Annotated in this window: 10 protein-coding genes and 1 pseudogene; 2 read left to right on the plus strand and 9 right to left on the minus strand. The window is 42.4% G+C overall.

What is annotated here, in order from left to right; translation table 11 throughout:
- Positions 1–190: 190 nt before the first annotated feature.
- Positions 191–1,375: a GntR family transcriptional regulator gene (locus MKZ09_RS20175; RefSeq protein ID WP_076200730.1), complete on the minus strand. Its 1,185-nt coding sequence runs from the start codon at positions 1,373–1,375 to the stop codon at positions 191–193.
- Between the two features lie 202 nt (positions 1,376–1,577).
- A pseudogene (locus MKZ09_RS20180) lies at positions 1,578–1,721 on the minus strand (VOC family protein); the annotation flags it as partial.
- Positions 1,722–1,950: 229 nt separating this feature from the next.
- Between MKZ09_RS20180 and MKZ09_RS20185 the strand changes: the two are divergent.
- Positions 1,951–3,645 (plus strand): M3 family oligoendopeptidase, encoded by a 1,695-nt coding sequence (locus MKZ09_RS20185; protein WP_076200727.1) that lies wholly within the window; start codon positions 1,951–1,953, stop codon positions 3,643–3,645.
- Positions 3,646–3,721: 76 nt separating this feature from the next.
- Here MKZ09_RS20185 and MKZ09_RS20190 read toward each other — a convergent pair whose 3' ends face one another.
- Positions 3,722–6,475: a glycoside hydrolase family 2 protein gene (locus tag MKZ09_RS20190; RefSeq protein ID WP_076200725.1), complete on the minus strand. Its 2,754-nt coding sequence runs from the start codon at positions 6,473–6,475 to the stop codon at positions 3,722–3,724.
- A gap of 143 nt (positions 6,476–6,618) precedes the next feature.
- Here MKZ09_RS20190 and MKZ09_RS20195 point away from each other — a divergent pair, with 143 nt between their 5' ends.
- Positions 6,619–7,551 carry an ArsR/SmtB family transcription factor gene (locus tag MKZ09_RS20195; RefSeq protein ID WP_239498748.1) on the plus strand — a complete coding sequence of 311 codons (933 nt, stop codon included), beginning with the start codon at positions 6,619–6,621 and terminating at the stop codon, positions 7,549–7,551.
- 127 nt (positions 7,552–7,678) lie between these two features.
- On the opposite strand, the gene MKZ09_RS20200 is transcribed toward MKZ09_RS20195, so the two are convergent.
- The 6 genes from MKZ09_RS20200 to MKZ09_RS20225 all read right to left on the minus strand — a co-directional run bounded on the left by MKZ09_RS20200 (position 7,679) and on the right by MKZ09_RS20225 (position 17,119).
- The gene (locus MKZ09_RS20200; RefSeq protein WP_076200722.1) at positions 7,679–8,053 is read right to left on the minus strand and encodes an iron chaperone; all 375 of its coding nucleotides are present in this window, start codon (positions 8,051–8,053) and stop codon (positions 7,679–7,681) included.
- 19 nt (positions 8,054–8,072) lie between these two features.
- A complete protein-coding gene (locus MKZ09_RS20205; protein WP_076133840.1) occupies positions 8,073–8,447 on the minus strand; it encodes a DUF4180 domain-containing protein in 375 nt (124 codons plus the stop codon).
- Positions 8,428–8,658 carry an ankyrin repeat domain-containing protein gene (locus tag MKZ09_RS20210; protein ID WP_076200719.1) on the minus strand — a complete coding sequence of 77 codons (231 nt, stop codon included), beginning with the start codon at positions 8,656–8,658 and terminating at the stop codon, positions 8,428–8,430. The genes MKZ09_RS20205 and MKZ09_RS20210 overlap by 20 nt, the downstream gene beginning before the upstream one ends.
- Positions 8,659–8,919: 261 nt before the next feature.
- Positions 8,920–12,780, minus strand: coding sequence for an S-layer homology domain-containing protein (locus MKZ09_RS20215; protein ID WP_081394122.1), 3,861 nt, complete (start codon positions 12,778–12,780; stop codon positions 8,920–8,922).
- 133 nt (positions 12,781–12,913) lie between these two features.
- Entirely contained in the window at positions 12,914–14,005 is a 1,092-nt protein-coding gene (locus tag MKZ09_RS20220) for a response regulator (protein WP_076200714.1), read from the minus strand.
- Between the two features lie 3 nt (positions 14,006–14,008).
- Complete coding sequence (locus tag MKZ09_RS20225; protein WP_143767268.1) at positions 14,009–17,119, minus strand: ATP-binding protein; 3,111 nt, start codon at positions 17,117–17,119, stop codon at positions 14,009–14,011.
- Between the last annotated feature and the right edge of the window lie 528 nt (positions 17,120–17,647).

Here is a 17,647-nt window from a genome sequence, read left to right on the forward strand (position 1 = left end):
ACTTTGAAGCGCTTTCATTGATTAGTATATTGTCATGTAATTAGTATGTCAATATGTTTATTTTATTATAATAATATATCAACACATCTGTAATGATAAATATATATCTAAAACAAATAAAAAACCCATCCAAAAGGATAGGTTTTTATAACAACTAATATATGTTTAATTTGGAGAATAAGCCAAAAATCTATTCAGAGATGGATTGTTTAGCGGAGCTTGTGGATTCACCAGAAATCAACTCAGCTTCCAGCATTATCTTATTGGACACACTCTGCCCGTTCATAATTCGCAATACATTTTCTACTGCGAGCCGCCCCATCTCTTCTTCATTTTGCCGTAAATGGGTAAATGCATAACCCGAACCGAGTGGAGTTGGCGGACTATCAAAGCAAATGATCGAAATATCTTCTGGAATCCGTAACCCAAGTCGTTGGACCGCTGTTCTAGCCAGCAGCGCTATATTATATTCCACAGCAAAAAGCGCCGTTATTGTTGGATTCTTTTGCAAATGAGAAATTAGCCGTGAAATGTCATGTTCAATATTCTCATCGTTGAAGGAATCCGGTAGTGTTGAGGTCAAATCGCTGACCCACAATCCCTTGTCTACAGCTATTCCCCGTTCCGCATGCGCTTGAATAAATCCTTCTACCCGCTCTTCAAGAGCTGTGGTATCCGCTGGAGGTGGAGAGAGAAAGGAGATGTGAGTATGCCCGAGATCAAATAAATACTCCGTACCCTTGAGTGCAGCCTGCATATTATCAGTACTGATCGATGCTGCTGCCACTCCTTTTAAATGGCGATCTACCAGAACTAGCGGGAAGCGCCCTATCACCAATTTTAGAATCTCAGCATTAAAAAATTCGCCTTGAGCCGGAAAAATGATCAGACCATCTACACCTAAGCTGAGCAACTTCTGAATAGACTTCTCTTCGTTCTCCGGCACCCCAAAGGTTCTTCTTAAAACCAGAAAACAATCATTATCACGTGAAGCCTGCTCCATGCCATAAATCAAGCCTGTGCCATAGCTGTTGCCAAAGTCGGTAATAACCAGACCGATCGTCTTTTCCTCATGGTTAAAGGAATTGAAAACAGTTCCGTCGGAGACCGTCCCCGGAGATATCGCTGATTCCATGTAATCGACTGCTGGATCAGCCACAAATGAACCTCTCCCCGGTTTTCTCACAATTAATTGTTCCGCAGCGAGCATTTCCAGAGCTTTTTTACTCGTAATCCGACTAACATTATAGGCTTCAGCCAGTTCTTTCTCTGAGGGAACCCGTTCCCCTTGTCCATAGGATTTATTAACGATAAGCTGCTTCACTTCATCAAATATTTTTTCATACATCGGTTTGGATGATGTTGTCTCACTCATGACTTTCGTTATCTCCTGACTCTAATTTTTTCACCTTATACATAATAATATATCATGATATATTAAGTTTGTCGACAGTTGTGCTGCTACAGCAAAAAAAGAGGGAGGAAGGGTGTAAAGTGGAAAAATACAAAACTTCGTATATAAACAGAGATAACCCGTATTCAGCGAATGCGGGTTAAATAAAGGCTAGGTAATCGATAAGCTGTTGAAAGGCAACTGCTCCATGTTCAAATTCGTTCCCAATGATCCCTTTGGTCGGGAATCCTAATCCATCCCTGTAAAAAATCAAAGCCCTCTCCAGATCGTCCACACCTAGTGTTATTACTGTAATCCGGGGTTTCATCTATATCGAGCCTCCTATTTTCGCTTCATTACATTGTACGGATGCGCTCATAAATTGCATTTCTACTATATTCTTAGATAATTTCAAACCGTATTTCATCTACAAGTTTTTACACTTTTGTCCATTTGTTCTTTTTTTATTCAAAAACAGCTAACACAGGTCTATCGTAAATTGCTGTTCAGAATATATAATAGAGACTATCTGGTATAGAAAGGAAGTTGAATAGTTAATGAAATTTAATGATTATCGCTATGAGCGCCCGGATGTAGAGAAGTTCAAACAGGATTTTAACAACCTGCTTAAAGATCTCAATGACACCGAGCCATTAGAAGTGCAAAAGGCTTCCGTTACCGCTATTAACAAGCTTCGCAATGAGTTTGACACGCTGCAGACATTGGTTAGCGTTCGCCATTCGATCAATACAACAGATGAATTCTACAAGGCTGAACAGGAATTCATGGACGAAATTGGGCCTATCGTTCAGGAATACATAACGGACTATTACAAAGCACTCGTCAATTCCAAATACAGAGCCGAATTCGAACAAGAATGGGGCACACAGCTGCTTCAGCTTGCAGAAGTAGCTCTGCGTACTTTTAGTCCAGAAATCATCGAAGATTTACAATTGGAGAACAAACTCTCTACAGAATACGCTCAGCTTATCGCGTCCGCTAAGATTCTATTCGAAGGCGAAGAACGCACACTGACTCAGCTTACTCCTTTTGAATTGTCCACGGACCGTGACATGCGTAAACGTGCTTCACAAGCCAGATATGATTTTATGTCTGAACATGAAAGTGAATTTGATCGAATCTATGACGAGCTAGTTAAAGTCCGTGACCGCATTGCTAAAAAGCTTGGTTACAGCAACTTTGTGGAGCTAGGTTATGACCGGATGATGCGGACCGATTATAACGCCGACATGGTAGCCAACTTCCGCAAACAAGTTCTGGAGCATATCGTACCCGTCTCCCAACAGCTTAAGAAACGGCAGACTGAACGCCTAGGTCTGGATGCTTTGAAGTTTTATGACGAGAACTTCAGCTTCAAGACTGGCAATGCCACTCCTAAAGGAGATCCTGACTGGATTGTAGCTAACGGATCAAAGATGTACAAAGAGCTCTCACCAGAAACTGATGAATTTTTTACTTTTATGTTGGATAACAATCTAGTGGATTTAGTAAGTAAAAAAGGAAAGCAAGGCGGCGGCTATTGTACGTACTTCAGCCAATACCAAGCACCTTTTATCTTCTCCAATTTCAATGGAACCTCAGGGGATATTGATGTCTTGACCCATGAAGTGGGGCATGCCTTCCAGGTGTATGAAAGCCGAAATATTAATGTACCTGAATATGCTTTTCCTACTTATGAAGCCTGTGAGATCCATTCCATGAGCATGGAATTTTTTGCTTGGCCATGGATGGAATTGTTCTTTGAAGAGGATGCAGACAAATACCGTTTCAATCATTTGGCAGATAGCCTTCAGTTTATTCCTTACGGAGTTACTGTAGATGAATTCCAGCATTTTGTTTACAGCAATCCTGAAGCAACCCCTGCTGAACGTAAGCAAGCCTGGCGAGAAATCGAGAAAAAATATTTGCCGCACCGCAATTATGAAGGTAATGCTTATCTGGAACAGGGTGGATTTTGGCATAAGCAAGGCCATATCTTCGCTTCCCCGTTCTATTACATTGACTATACACTAGCACAGCTATGTGCCTTCCAGTTCTGGAAACGCTCAAATGAAGATTTTAAATCCGCTTGGAGTGATTATTTGGAGTTATGTCAAGCTGGAGGAAGCAAATCCTTTATCAAGCTGGTTGAACTTGCGGGCCTGACTTCACCTTTTGAAGATGGCTGCATTAGTTCGGTCATCGGGGAGATTGAAAGCTGGTTAAACAGCATTAATGATAAAGAACTTTAATAATACCTTGCAGTACCGATAAAAAAGCAATCCCTGCTTCTTAGCAGGGATTGCTTTTTTTGCACATCGAGGTTATTTAGCGATAACGAATCAACAAGTCCAATGGATAACGACCTGCATTACGGCCATACAAAGCTAATCCGCCCTCCTCTGCTTGCAGCTCCAAACGAAAAACACGATTGCGATCCAGCTTCGCTGCTAACTGCCCCGGTACACTTGCCTTGCATAGGTAGCCGTAAGATCCAGCCTCATCCAGCTTATTCGCTATTGGCTGATAATGCCAAGACAAAATCCCTCTGCTATCAGCCGGATCATCCGGTAAATAGAAAGAACCAATCCGCTGCCCATCCACCAGAACGTTCACTCGCGAAGGATGACGCTCTTCATCCGTCATATAATACGTATTCGGATTATATTCCACCCTCGCATCTGCCCCATGCATAAGATCAAGGCCCATATCATTAAGCTTCATACCTTCAACATGCCGCGCCAGCAATCGTTTAGCACTTGCTTCGAACATGATCTCGATCTCACCAATCATTGATTTATCTGCTGCATCTGGCAGTGTAACCTCGTATACATACTGACCTTGCCCAGCACCATTGACCTTAGATCCTTGGATAGCATCCCATTGATGCTTAAAGTTATGTTCGGTATATGCTCCCACTGGAATTTGAATAAATTCTCCTTCACCTTTAAGCAATACAGATTTATTACCGGCTCTTACATCGAAAGTAATGAAATTCCGCGTGATCGCTTCACCCTTCTCATTAATCAGAGAAACAGCAAGTATTGCAGCCGCCTCCTGACCAGGCATTGTTATGTTCAAAGAAGGAAGTATAGTGTTTCCAAAGTGATCCCATTTCACAGACATATGTCCACTTTGCGCAGTGACCCGAGTCCCTAAATTGTCGTACCACAGTTCCCATTTCAGCTTCAAATTATGACCGTGATAGCTGTCTGCGAAGCTGGAACCTAGCAAAGGTACTTTAACACTCTGCCCTGCTTCTACTGTCTGGCATGGAGGAGCATCTATCACGATAAAATCTGGGGAATGCAGATCCGCAATCGTCATCCCGGGAACAAAATCCCCATATCCAAAATCCTTATCGCTCCCGTCTAGCCGGTAATAACCATTGAACTCATTCGTAACATCACGGAATTCAGTAAATACGAATCCACATAGCTTATCATGCCGCCGGAATTCATTCATCATATAGCGGTAATGCCATGCCAAATCACTGTCCCCCGCACCACCTTCTATCCCCCACACGTTACCGCATTCGCTGTTCATTAGAGGTGCATCAGACTGTACGTTGCCGCCAATACAGTTAAACTCCGACCCTGGGAATGTTTTATCTACAACCTCATTTAAGTGGGCTTGCAGCTGCTCGTAACCATTAATGTAAAAGTGCCATGTATTAATATCCGATTCCACATGATCATAATTACACGGCGAGTTATCCTCAACAATTCTAGTCGGATCAAGCTGCTTCGCCCAGCGATATTTCTCCCGCACCCATTCCTGTGTCTCTTTAAGATAACTACTCTGCTGCGTTACATCACTTGTGAGGCTAGCCTCCTGAGCATCTGTCTTCAAACCCCAGGTCTCATTGAACATAACCCACGAAAAAATAGATGGATGATTATAATCTCGTTCAATCACCTCAAGGGCTTCACTCTCATAGGAGGCTCTGGCCTTGTCATCCGGATTACCCCAGAAACAAGGCATATCTTCCATAACAAGAATGCCAAGCTTATCCGCCCAATACAGCTTACGGGGTTCTTCGGGCTTGATATGAATTCGCACCATGTTTAGTCCTAAACGTTTCATTAAATAAATTTCATCCCGCATGTCTTCATCCGTTGGATAGGTGAAAAACCCTGTCTTGTGATAGGACTGATCAAGAGTACCGTTCAAATATATCGGCTTGCCATTTAAGGTGATCCACCGATAATCACGATTGTCAAAGCGAGCAGTCTGAATTTCGCGAATTCCGAAATAAGTGCTGACTGTATCTGTCCCAAACGATCCACTAAGCTGCAGTTCACCTTCATATAAATAAGGATTTTCTGGACTCCACAAATGCGGATTGGGAATATCGATAGACAGCTTACATTCGTTCACCCCTGCTATAAGCTGCAGCTTCTCAGTATGAACAACAGAATGATCAGCGAATTGCAGCGTAAACTCTGCCGAACCCTTTTCATGCGCAATTATTCTTGTAGTTACCTTCACCTGTCCATCTATACGGGTCACAAATTTTGCATCTTTCATATAAGTTTCGGGACGTGCTTCAAGCCATACAGGCTGCCAAATTCCACGGATTTCTCCATATCCTTGTTTGCCCCGCGCTTGATAAGCATGATCGAAATCCTCAGCTCTTACGACAATATTATTCTCACAATTAGCTTCCCAGTAAGGTGTAATATCAAATTCAAACGAACCATATCCACCTTGATGTGAACCTACATGTTCTCCATTTATCCACACATCACATGAATAATCTACTGCCCCAAAACGTAAAAACAATCGTGTTTGTTGGTCAACAGCCTGCCCATTCACGGTGCGGCGATACCAGCCTATTCCTTGTTGATCGCAGCCAATTCCGGATAAGGAACTTACCCAAGAAAAAGGTACAGTGATCATTGAGTCGTAAGCGATTTCAGGATTGGAGTACCATAATGCCTTCATACCTTCATTGTTCGGATCAAACTTAAACGACCATTGCCCATTCAAATTCATCCATTCATGACGTTGCCAATGTGGATGAGGGTGTTCAGAACGAGGAATCGCAAGTGTCTCAGAAGCTAATATAGAAGTTGTCATATGTCGAGCACAGCCTTTCAAAATAAGAAGTTGAGCTCATTTTAGCACCAGTATATTATTTTCGCAATGTTTATTATGATTTTACAATACTCGTTCTTCATTGTACAATAACCTCAACCCATCCTATACGAAAAGGAACAAATATGATGAATGATATTTCACAAGAAATGATACGTTATCCCGCGTCACGCATTTTAGATGTAGCTAAAGCACTGTCTGGTGACGTCCGCGTCCGCATTCTTGAAGCCCTTGGAGAGAAGCCTATGAGTGTCAGTCAATTAGCTGAGACGTTAGGTGTAGCTCAGCCAACGATATCTATCAATGTACAGACGTTAGAACAGGTTAATCTTATCTCGTCTACACAAGGAGCAAATCGCGAAAAAATCTGCGCGGTCACCTGTCGCTCTATTCAACTCGATCTCCCTTCAAAGCTAGGGGATGGTCTGCATCAAACTGAGGAAATACATATGCCCATCGGAATGTTCTCCCACTGCTCCATACAACCATCCTGCGGGATGGCCGGAAAAGATGGAGGTGTCATTGGCTCCCAGGATGATCCAAGAGCATTCTACATGCCTGAACGAGTCGATGCCTCACTCTTATGGTTCGCGGAAGCCGGTTATGTCGAATACTATTTTGCCAACCCCCTGCCTCCAGGCGTCGAGTTGGACGAAATCCGCATTTCGGCAGAAGTATGCTCAGAAGCCCCTTCGTTCCGAGAGGATTGGGCCAGTGATATCAGCTTATCCATCAATGACCAGTTAGTCGGGACTTGGACCTGTCCCTCCGATTTCGGGAACCGCAAAGGGAAACTGACCCCTGAACGTTGGAGAAGCGGAACTGAATATGGAGCTCTTACTACATGGAGTGTCTCGGAATCGGGCAGCAGCTGTAATGGTTCTCTCTCATCTTCCACTACAATCAGCTCTTTAAAGCTGGCGTTTAATGAACCAATTCGTGTACGTTTTGAAATTCGGGAGGATGCACTCAATAAACGAGGACTAAATCTGTTCGGAAGTGGATTCGGGGACTATGCCCAGGATATCATACTGGCGTTTGTACGACGTCCGAAATGAGCAAAAAGAGGCAGGAGTGCCTCGGAAGTGGATCCAATGTTCACCAGCATCAAAAAGAACATCACCAATGGATACACACTTCCAGCCCTGACCAGATGGACAACTCTATTTCATACCAGTAGAGACCTTATTTTGCTTTAACTTTTTTTAGATTTTCAGCGACTCTGAAGGTTACAATCTTGCTAATTAATTCATAAGGCATAGGCTTATCAATGGGGAATTGAACAGACCCTTTAGCACCTTTATAGCCTGATAATTCATCTTTAAAAGCATTAATTCCACTTGGAGTGGGATAGAATCCAATATGTTTGGGATAAGCAGCGAAATGCACCAAATTTCCGTGTAATGCAAAAGTAGGCATCTGATAGCTTATTTTTTCCTCTGCTTCCGGTGCCGCCTCTTTTATTACCTTTCTTAACGTATTAAGGATTTCCTGAACCTCAAGCGAAAACCCGGAAATATAGGCATCGATCGATTCATATGTGATTTTACTTTCATCCATGATATAACTCCTCTCTGGATCATCTCCACGATTTGCATAAATGTAGGGCCGCTAAAGCCTCAGCTTCAGTACTTTTGAACAACATTTTATCGCCTTGGTTGCATTCGTAAATAAAATCATTCAGACTTTTGCTGTTATAGCTTGTAAATTCTCCTACGATAGCAACTCTCATCTGATAATTTGTATATTTTTGAGCAATCTCACCAGCAATTCCAGACTTTAGCTCGAAAAAATCAGCCGTAATCTGCTCCTTCCTCAGAAGCATTTTATCGCATCCTTGGTATTTCACATTCATCATTAAGTCTAAGGCATCCCTTACATTATTGATAACAATCCCCTCACCAGAGATTATAGCTACCGTTGAATCATTCTTATCATCCACTGTGATTTTCATTCAAGACTACTCCTTTTCCGCGGAGAAATTCTACAACATTATAATTACTCTGCTTAATCGCAACCGACCATGCAGATTCATCACTTTTAATTTTAGCAGAAATGTCGGTACAATGTTCGATTAACAACTCTATTAGTTCAACATTATCCATATGAAAAGCAGCAGAATCTAAGGAAGTATAACCATCACTATCGAATATATTATTTTCCATATTCGGCAAGGTGCGGATGGGCTTCCTGGATTTCTTTTAGCCGTTCTGTAAGGCCTGATTGTGCTGCCTGAAATACATCATTAATGATTGGGTTTATTTCCATAGATATCGCCTCTTTTCTAATTATCGTATAAACGAGCTAAGTTATTTTTTCTGGATAATTTGCCATTCTCCTGCTTGGCTAACCATAAAAAAAAAGAGAACTCGTTCAATGTTCTTTGAACGAATCCTCTAATTATCACGATTCTGGAGCTCAGTAAATTAGATTAAATCCGACTTTTCAAGTAGCCGCTTCACAATCTCTGCAACCTCAGCTCTGGTCATATCATCTTTTGGAGCAAGCCCTTTACTGCTTCTTCCCATGATAATGCCTGCCTGCAAAGTGTCAGCAACTCCACTGGTCGCCCAGTTAGAAACATCACTGCCATCTGTAAATGGAGCTAACAAAACGTCAGCCGATTGAACAGAAAGCTTAGTCTGTAGCGCTGTAATTTTCATCGCTTTGGCGATAATTAACATCGCTTGTTCACGGGTAATATGTTCATCAGGGCGGAACATTCCATCTTCAAAACCATTGATTAATTGATAAGCAAATGCTGTGTTGATCGCACTGTTATACCAATCCGTGGTCTTTACATCTGAGAATGGTGTTGCAGCTTGTTCCATCTCAAGTCCCAGACCGCGTACAACAATCGCCGCAAACTCTGCACGGGTAATGGCTTGATCCGGAGTAAATTGACCATTACCTGTTCCCTCAATGACTAATCGGGAGCCCATATCGTTCACTGCCTCTTTTGCCCAGTGATTAGCCACATCACTAAATTCAAGCGGATGCCAGATTACGGAGTAAGTACCTCCGCTTAGGCTGTTAATGGTAGCAAAATATTTGCCATCAATTACAACCACTTTAGTAGGAACATGGTGTACCAAACCTTCGGAATCAACGTACACTCCAGTTGTAATCTTGTTCGGGTCCATCCCTTCAGGAATGGCTATGGTACGTTTAACATACGTATTGAATTGGGAAAGTTCAATACTCTTATCTCCGTAGATACCTCTAGCCGTAAAATTAACTGGCGCGGAAACTAATGAAAAGGATCCTTTTTGCGCAGCTGCTTCTAAAGCTTTAACTTTATCAGCTGTAGGAGCGCTAATTTCAATCTGTATCTTAATATCTTGCAAAGCTACCGACTTGCCGATTTGCTCGTTCAAAGCGTCAATATTAATTTGCTGAGCAGGAAGTGTAAATGTCGCATTTCCCGCTTTAATCTCAAGAATCGCTTGATTACCCTGCATATTTTTAACCATTTGTCCGTTTAGTTCGCCAACTATAACATCAGATTTACTATTCGCACCGATAGAAACTACCGTACCTTTACCTTCAGTGGCGAGCTTGTCCTCTAGCTTCTTCTGATCTAACACAATGGTAGTTAACGTTTGCTCATTCCGTTTACCATTCGTTGCGGTTCCCACTGTTTCCGCTTTACCATTGATTAGAATGGAAGCATCATTTACCACAGGTGCCGGAGTTGCTGATGGGGTTGGTTGCGACGGAACTACAATATCACCACCAGATGGAGTGCTTGGAACGACTGCATTGGACTCAGCAGAGGATTCGCTGATGCCAGCTTTATTGATAGCCTGTACCGTGAAGGTATAGCTTGTTCCATTCGTCAAACCACTGATTGTCAGTGGACTTCCAGTTCCCGTAACCGTCAAACCTCCCGGATTAGCAGTTACAATATATCCTGTAATTTCGCTGCCTCCATCGTTCACCGGCGGGATAAAGGTGATGATTGCTTGACCATTCTCTGCAGTTGCAGTTACGGATGTTGGAATTCCAGGTGCTGTAACTGGCTTAACAGGAGCCTTCACAGTAACGGTTGTAGAAGCCGTATAACTACCATCTTTCGTCGTTACCGTAATGATGGCTGTTCCCTCACCAATCGGAGTTACTACTCCATAAACAACCTTAGCTACTGTCTCATCGCTTGAGCTCCAGATTACACCTTTATTTGTCGCATTAGCAGGTGCTACTGTAACTTGTAGATTCCCGTCGCCTTCACCCACCGTTAAGTGAAGTTCTGTCTGGTCTAAAGTCACCCCAGTTACGATAACGTCAGGCGGCTTAGGAGCGGCTACTTTAACTGTGGTTGTAGCTGTAAAACTTCCATCTTTGGTCGTTACCGTAATAACTGCTGTCCCCTCACCAACCGGAGTTACTACTCCGTTCACTACGGTCGCAACTGTCTCATCGCTTGAGCTCCAGATCACGTCTTTATCCGTTGCATTAGCAGGCTCTATTGTTGCTTTTAGAATTCCATTAGCTTCACCAGCTGTTAAATTCAGTGTTTCCTGATCTAGCTTCACACCAGTTACGTTCACAACCGGCGGGATTGGGGCACTCACATTTACTACAGACGAAGCAGTAAAACTTCCATCAGTAGTCGTTACCGTGATGATCGCTGTTCCAACACCAACTGGAGTTACCACCCCGTTTACAACGGTTGCAACAGTCTCATCACTAGAGCTCCAACTTACTGTTTTGTTCGTGGCATTAGCAGGTGCTATTACGGCACTAAGCGTGTCTCCTGTTTCTCCTTCCGTTAAACTGAGTGATGGTTTATCCAGGGTCACTCCGGTTACGATTACATCCCCCGTATCGTTTACCGTCACATTAAAAGTGTATGTGTTGCTTAATGCTCCATCACTTACCTTAACAGAAATCACACTGGTGCCAAAAGCATTCGCTGCGGGTGTTATTTCTAAAGTCCGTACCTCACCACTTCCACTTACTTTCAGTCCATTATTCGGAATTAAGAGCGTATTCGAGGAAGTAGCTGACACTTGTAGGTCATCTCCATCCACATCGAGGACCTTAAAGGATCGTGAGACCGACTTGTTTTTATCGGTTGTAGTATTCCCCATAAAACCTGTATCCTGCTTCCAGGTTGCCCCAGTAATTGTGCCGTTCTTAAGGGGAAGACCAGAGGTATTAATAGCGACATTCCCATCATTGCTATTCGCTAATTTATAGTTTAAAGCCAGATTAGGCTCCGAGCCCGTCAAATCGACATTCATTTCTCGAACAATATCACTTTGGGTCTTGGCTTTACTCCAGAACCTCACTTCTCTCATTCCACCGTTATAATCTCCGTCCTGTCTCCACGTGCTTTTTCCAAGCCAGTTATTCGGACGTGCAACGTTTCCTACTGTACTTAAATCCATGGCTCCTTCTGCCTTAAGTACACCATCCCAATAAATCCGTCCCTTTTTCTGACTGTGATCATAAACAATCGCGACATGAACCCATTTAGAAATCGGGAAATCCTCAGTGACATTAATATCTCCCTTATTAGTGTAGGCAGTGAAATTCATCCGTTTGCCATTAAAACCTACAAAAATATTGTGGTTCTGCTCTGCGATCGATGATTCAAAAAATCTCATCCATGTCTGAAAAGCATCTACCTTCAAAAATCCTTCGACTGTAAAAGAATTCCCATAAATCCGTTGATCCGGGAAGGTCACATAATCACCGTTACCGTCAAAACTAAGATAGTCCCCACCATTTAGTTCTGTCAGATAAGGTGCATCGTTCACTGGATTTACAGTAATTACGGCTATACCCGGATCTGAGCTGAACGCGGCAGATACAGTGGTATTCGCATTTTTTTGATAATTTTGATAACCGGATGCTGTTGTATCCCATAGCTTAAAGCTAATGGATGCCGTTCCGTTCCAGTCTTTCGCCGGGACAAAACGGATTTTCTCCGATTTCAGCAGCAGAAAAGCATTACTGTTTGACACCGGCTCGATATTATACCAAATTCGTCCCACCGTGTTGTAATACTGCCAGGCCCCTTTGGTATTATCTAAAGCTACTACAGCAATCCCTGTTGACGCTGGATCCGATACTTTTCCTGTCAAAAAGCTGGCTACCTCAACTCCTGCGTTGGAATAGTCATCTTCATTGATGGACGTTATTATAGCTGGGCTATTCTCGATCCAACCGAAACTAGCTTTTGCACTTATGATTGGAGTTTGCATAGGACCCACCCCCTGCACCACAAGTCCAGTACATAACGAAATACTAATGCCTATTTTCATAAATGATGGCTTCAAACTCTATTTCCCCCTCTAGCATAAATCATGTCATTAATTCGACAATAATCGAGAGTATTATACAAAATTAAGATAAACAAAAAATAAACAAAAAAAGAACCCTCGATAACCATCCATTCGAAGGTTCCTTCCATTACAATAACTTCTGTTTCATTAACGCTTTGAGTTTAGGATCGGGTGTTGTTCCGAGCTCTTGCTGCAGCATCTCTTCCAATTGACCAAATTTCCGCTGTGCTTCATTCATTCGCCCTAATTCAATTAATAAGTTGATGATTTCATGATAGATGTCCTCTCGCAAGGAATCTAATTTTAATATTTCTCCAAAATAATGCAGTGCTTGATGCTGCTGATTCTGCTCCAAATGAGATCTTGCAGCCAGCTCCAGCAATCCTATATATTCATGCTCGAGTCTGCGCGTCCTGCTACTGGCCCATTCATAGGCTTTTCCTTTGAGTAATGCTCCTGTGTATAAAACTTCTGCTTGAATCATCCATTCAACATGTCTTTCAGAGGTTTGCCTGATTTGCTTTAACAATCGCTCAAATTCATACAGATCACAATAAATGCTGCTCTCTACTACATGAATTTCGTTCCTGCTAGCTTTTATATAATTGGCTCCAATTGCTTTTCGAATATAATACAGCGTCGAGTTCAGATTCTTCCACGCTTTTTCAGGCTCCAATCCGCTCCACAACGTGTCGATAATTTCCTCCCGGCTAACAGTTCCTTTACTAACCAGAAAAGCAAATAATTCTTCTGTTTTTGGACTTCTCAGCTTGATTAGCTCTCTAGTCTGGGTTCTGTGGTACACTTTTAAACCATTAAATAAAAAAACTTCTAACATAGGCTCAGCCGTTGTTTTTCGATTCATTTTTTTGAGTTTCTCTAACGTCTTAGACAACCGCTCCGCAGTTACAGGCTTCAAAAGATAATCCACTGCACTTAGGTCAAAAGCCTGCAGCGCATACTCATCAAATCCGGTTACAAAAACCACATCTATCGATTCATCCAATTCATGCAAAAGGCTAGAAAGCTTCATCCCATTCGTCTCAGGCATAGAAATATCCAAAAAAGCTACATCTATCGGTTGGGCCTTCGCAAAAGCATAGGCTTCCGCTGGATCCAAAAACGTCTCATAGACTTCAATCTCTCCGCTCTGCGATAAGATCCGCTTCAGGCGTTTTACCGATAACTCCTCATCATCTACAATAATCGCTCGCAGCATGCCTCAACCTCCCATCCGCTTAAGCTGCTGTATTGGAATTTCAAAAGATACCGTTGTGCCTAATCCTTCAGCACTTTGAATATGAATATTTTTTCCATATAATAGCTTGATGCGCTGACTGATATTCCACAGCCCCACCCCTCTTTTATCTACATCTGACTGCATTACTTCTTTCAATTTATGCTCACTCATTCCTGATCCATTATCCTCCACAATAAAGCTAATCACCGAATTCTCTAATTCTTTTACAGATATATTTACCGTGCCCCCCCGCAAATTGGACATTAGGCCATGCCTTATTGCATTTTCAACCAAAGGCTGTAGAATCAGCGGAGGAATCCGGTAATCCGTATTCACTCTCACATCATATTCCACATTTAATCTGGCACCGAAGCGTGCTTTTTCAATATTGATATAAGCCTCTACCAGCTCAAGCTCATTCTCCAGACTCGTTAGTGAATCCAGTTGTTTGAAATCAAAGCTGCTTCGCAAATACTGTGACAGCTGCAGTGTCAACTCTTCGGCCTTCTCAGGTTCTTCCACACATAGTTCAGCAATTGAATTCAGAGCATTGTATAAGAAATGAGGTTTGATCTGGGATCGTAAAAAAGCAATTTCGGCGTCTTTGGCAGTCTTCACGGAAGCTCTCAATCGGGTCAGACTTTTAACACGTGCCATTAGCTCCTCAGCTTCAAAAGGTTTTCCCACATAGTCATTTGCGCCGTTATCCATGGACATCTTCATATCGCTCACCCTGTTCTTGGCCGTCAGCATTAACACAGGCAGCTCAAAAGGAGTAAATCTCTCTCTAATCTTTTGCAGAACCTCGTAACCCGAAATGTCCGGCATGGTAATATCCAGTACCACCAGAAAAAAGTCTGTGTTTTTCGCTAGCTCCTCAAGTGCCATCTGCCCGCGATTGACGACCACTATAGAATATTTCTCTAGCTTAAACAGGTTGATCATAGATTGCAGATTGGCAAAATCATCGTCCACTACTAAAATAGGCTCATCGATTTCGCCTTTGATATAAAGGGGATAACCCGCATGGGAGAAACTTAATTCTTTATAAGAATGTGCCGCCTTAAGGGTTGGTCTCGTGATTGGCTTAAACGCTTTATCCCACCGTGGAAGTGTAAAAATAAACACCGAACCTTTTTCCACTGTAGATTCTACAGCTATGTTCCCACCATGCAGTTCTACTAACTTCTTAGTAATACTTAATCCGAGCCCTGTTCCACCATGACTATGAATCTCCGCCTCATCCACCTGCTCAAAAGCTTTGAAAATACGCTCCTGCATATCCGGGGAGATTCCCAAACCTGTGTCTGCCACACGTACTTCCACCCACTCCTGAATAACTCTGGCACTAATCTCTATTTCACCCTGCTCCGTAAATTTAATCGCATTATCAACCAAGTTGTGGAAAATCTGAATCAGCCGATTGCCATCTGCATTCACCATAGGGAAATTCGAAGCGACTCTGTTAACGAGCAGGATCGACTTTTCTCCGAGCAGAAAAGAATGAATGCCAATGACGGAATCAACAACGGCCTTCAAATCCAGGTTGCTTTTGTATAATGTGATGTCTCCGTACTTCATTTTGGAATAATCAAGTAGTTCATTTACCATATGTGTTAATCTTCTGCCGCTCCCGATTACGATCGCTAGATTCTGCGCTTGTTTTTCATTAACTGGACCCTCAACCCCATCCAGCAGCGTAGCTGTAATGTTCACTATGGCATTTAGAGGTGTTTTTAGTTCATGTGAGGTGTTGGAAAGGAATTCATCTTTAATTTTATCCAGCCCGATCAGCTGGTTTTTCATCTCGTCTATGGTATGGTAGGCTTCAAAAAAACGTAGAACAATCAGTACGATCATGATGATATTAAAAGCCACGATGTAAAACTGCCCGAGCCAAAGGTTCTCTTTTATAGAAAGAGCAAACAGAATAATGTCTATGGAATATAGATTAATAGCTAGAATCGCCATAAACATCAGCAGCAATTTGATTCTATTTACTTCTGTGCTTCTGATATACAATGTGGCCACTCTACATAACATCCAAATTAACATCAGCTCATATAAAATAATCACATACGGATAAATGACCGTGTAAGAACGAATCGGCAGGATAGCGACCAGAATTATAAAGCTGCCTAAAACAATCGTTATGGCTTGAGTAAATTTTAAAGATATTATGCTTTTGTGCATTTGGTAAAAAAATATTGCGAGCACAATAAAGCAGGCGATGGAGCTTATATCCTTTACTTTGTAGAGCACTATGAACGAAAGTTTAGGGAAAAAGAGTAAGAGTGAACGCTCACCGATCAACCCATGATATATCGCAAACAGCAAACAAATAGTAGCAAACACAAGTAAAGAATAATCCTGCTTACGGTATAAGGACGCTGCCCCAAAGCAGATAAAAAAGATAAGCGCAAGTGTGCCTAAAATAGCAACGGTGCTAAATTCACGGGCCGTACTCTTCTGCTGAACCTCCATCATTGCTGCTTCCTCACCAAAGGATAAAGAAACCGGAATGCCCCCATTTACATAATCGAAGTTGGAGACTTGTATTATGATTTCTACATCTCCCTTATCAGACGAAAAAAGCCCAATCAGCGGGATATTCCCTGACCGATAATCAGCTTCATAAGCAGCAGGATTACCATCCTCAATAACTGACTGTCCATTAACAAAAATCCTGCTTGAAAAGCGGATATTTGTTTTTTTCAAGGCAAATACCCCACTTACGGGCAGGTTTTTTAGCACCATCCGATAGGTGGCAGAACCGAAGGCGGGTAAAGGGCTTCCATTAACGATGTTGCCGTTCCACCGGGAGGGTACCTCCATCCAAGCTGAAGAAGCAGGTATATCTGCGCTACCCGCCCTAAAATGCTCAGAAGTTAATAGCTGGTTCCAATAAAACTCCCATTCACCGTCTAACTTGATAATCTTATCCTGTTCGTAATCCCAATCCGCGAGATCCATGACTCCATGCTGCACTTGCAGGTGACTCCCTTGTTTATCGTGACCCATAAGAATGGATAGAGGAATCGCAGATAATAAAATTAAACCAATCAGATAGATAAGTAATGTCCTTTTGAGCATCGTATCGGCCCCTTTTATGGAAGAGTAAAGCTGCAGCAATCACCAGGGCCATCCTGCAACACGTGATGTAGCGTAAAAAGTTTAGATGAACATAGATAATTCTATAAAATTTTCTAATTTCCTTCACAATTCGACAAAGTAATGGGCCTTAATTAGGATTTTTTTCGGAAAAAGCGGGACTTGTATGAAAAGAGGGTCTGATATGACCATGATGAGTAGGATGACGAGATGAGCACGATGAGTAGGACGACGAAATCAGCATGATGAGTTTAATGACGAAATGAAAGGACCAGTTGGACGACTTGTGCTACTTTGGCAACTCGAATGCAACTGCCGGGCACTTGCGGACTCAGGAGTTCTTGCGACTCTGGATACTTACACCGCGCGCATGCGGACTCAGGAGACCTTATTTGCTGAAAAACGAGGGTTTTGCCATGCTATCGGACTCAGTTGCAACTATTCGCACATAACTACTCCATTTTGAGTCGATTTGCAGCTAATAAGAGCTATGCAGTCCGTAACTTCTGG

Origin of the sequence: Paenibacillus sp. FSL R5-0908 (assembly GCF_038006245.1) — a bacterium.
Classification (GTDB): domain Bacteria; phylum Bacillota; class Bacilli; order Paenibacillales; family Paenibacillaceae; genus Paenibacillus_AQ; species Paenibacillus_AQ odorifer.

What these genes read in the sequence shown, in the direction of transcription:
- MKZ09_RS20175 (WP_076200730.1), bottom strand. Translation starts at nt 1,375, where the DNA reads ATGAGTGAGACAACATCATCCAAACCGATGTATGAAAAAATATTTGAT.
- MKZ09_RS20185 (WP_076200727.1), top strand. Translation starts at nt 1,951, where the DNA reads ATGAAATTTAATGATTATCGCTATGAGCGCCCGGATGTAGAGAAGTTC.
- MKZ09_RS20190 (WP_076200725.1), bottom strand. Translation starts at nt 6,475, where the DNA reads ATGACAACTTCTATATTAGCTTCTGAGACACTTGCGATTCCTCGTTCT.
- MKZ09_RS20195 (WP_239498748.1), top strand. Translation starts at nt 6,619, where the DNA reads ATGATGAATGATATTTCACAAGAAATGATACGTTATCCCGCGTCACGC.
- MKZ09_RS20200 (WP_076200722.1), bottom strand. Translation starts at nt 8,053, where the DNA reads ATGGATGAAAGTAAAATCACATATGAATCGATCGATGCCTATATTTCC.
- MKZ09_RS20205 (WP_076133840.1), bottom strand. Translation starts at nt 8,447, where the DNA reads ATGAAAATCACAGTGGATGATAAGAATGATTCAACGGTAGCTATAATC.
- MKZ09_RS20210 (WP_076200719.1), bottom strand. Translation starts at nt 8,658, where the DNA reads ATGGAAAATAATATATTCGATAGTGATGGTTATACTTCCTTAGATTCT.
- MKZ09_RS20220 (WP_076200714.1), bottom strand. Translation starts at nt 14,005, where the DNA reads ATGCTGCGAGCGATTATTGTAGATGATGAGGAGTTATCGGTAAAACGC.
- MKZ09_RS20225 (WP_143767268.1), bottom strand. Translation starts at nt 17,119, where the DNA reads ATGCTCAAAAGGACATTACTTATCTATCTGATTGGTTTAATTTTATTA.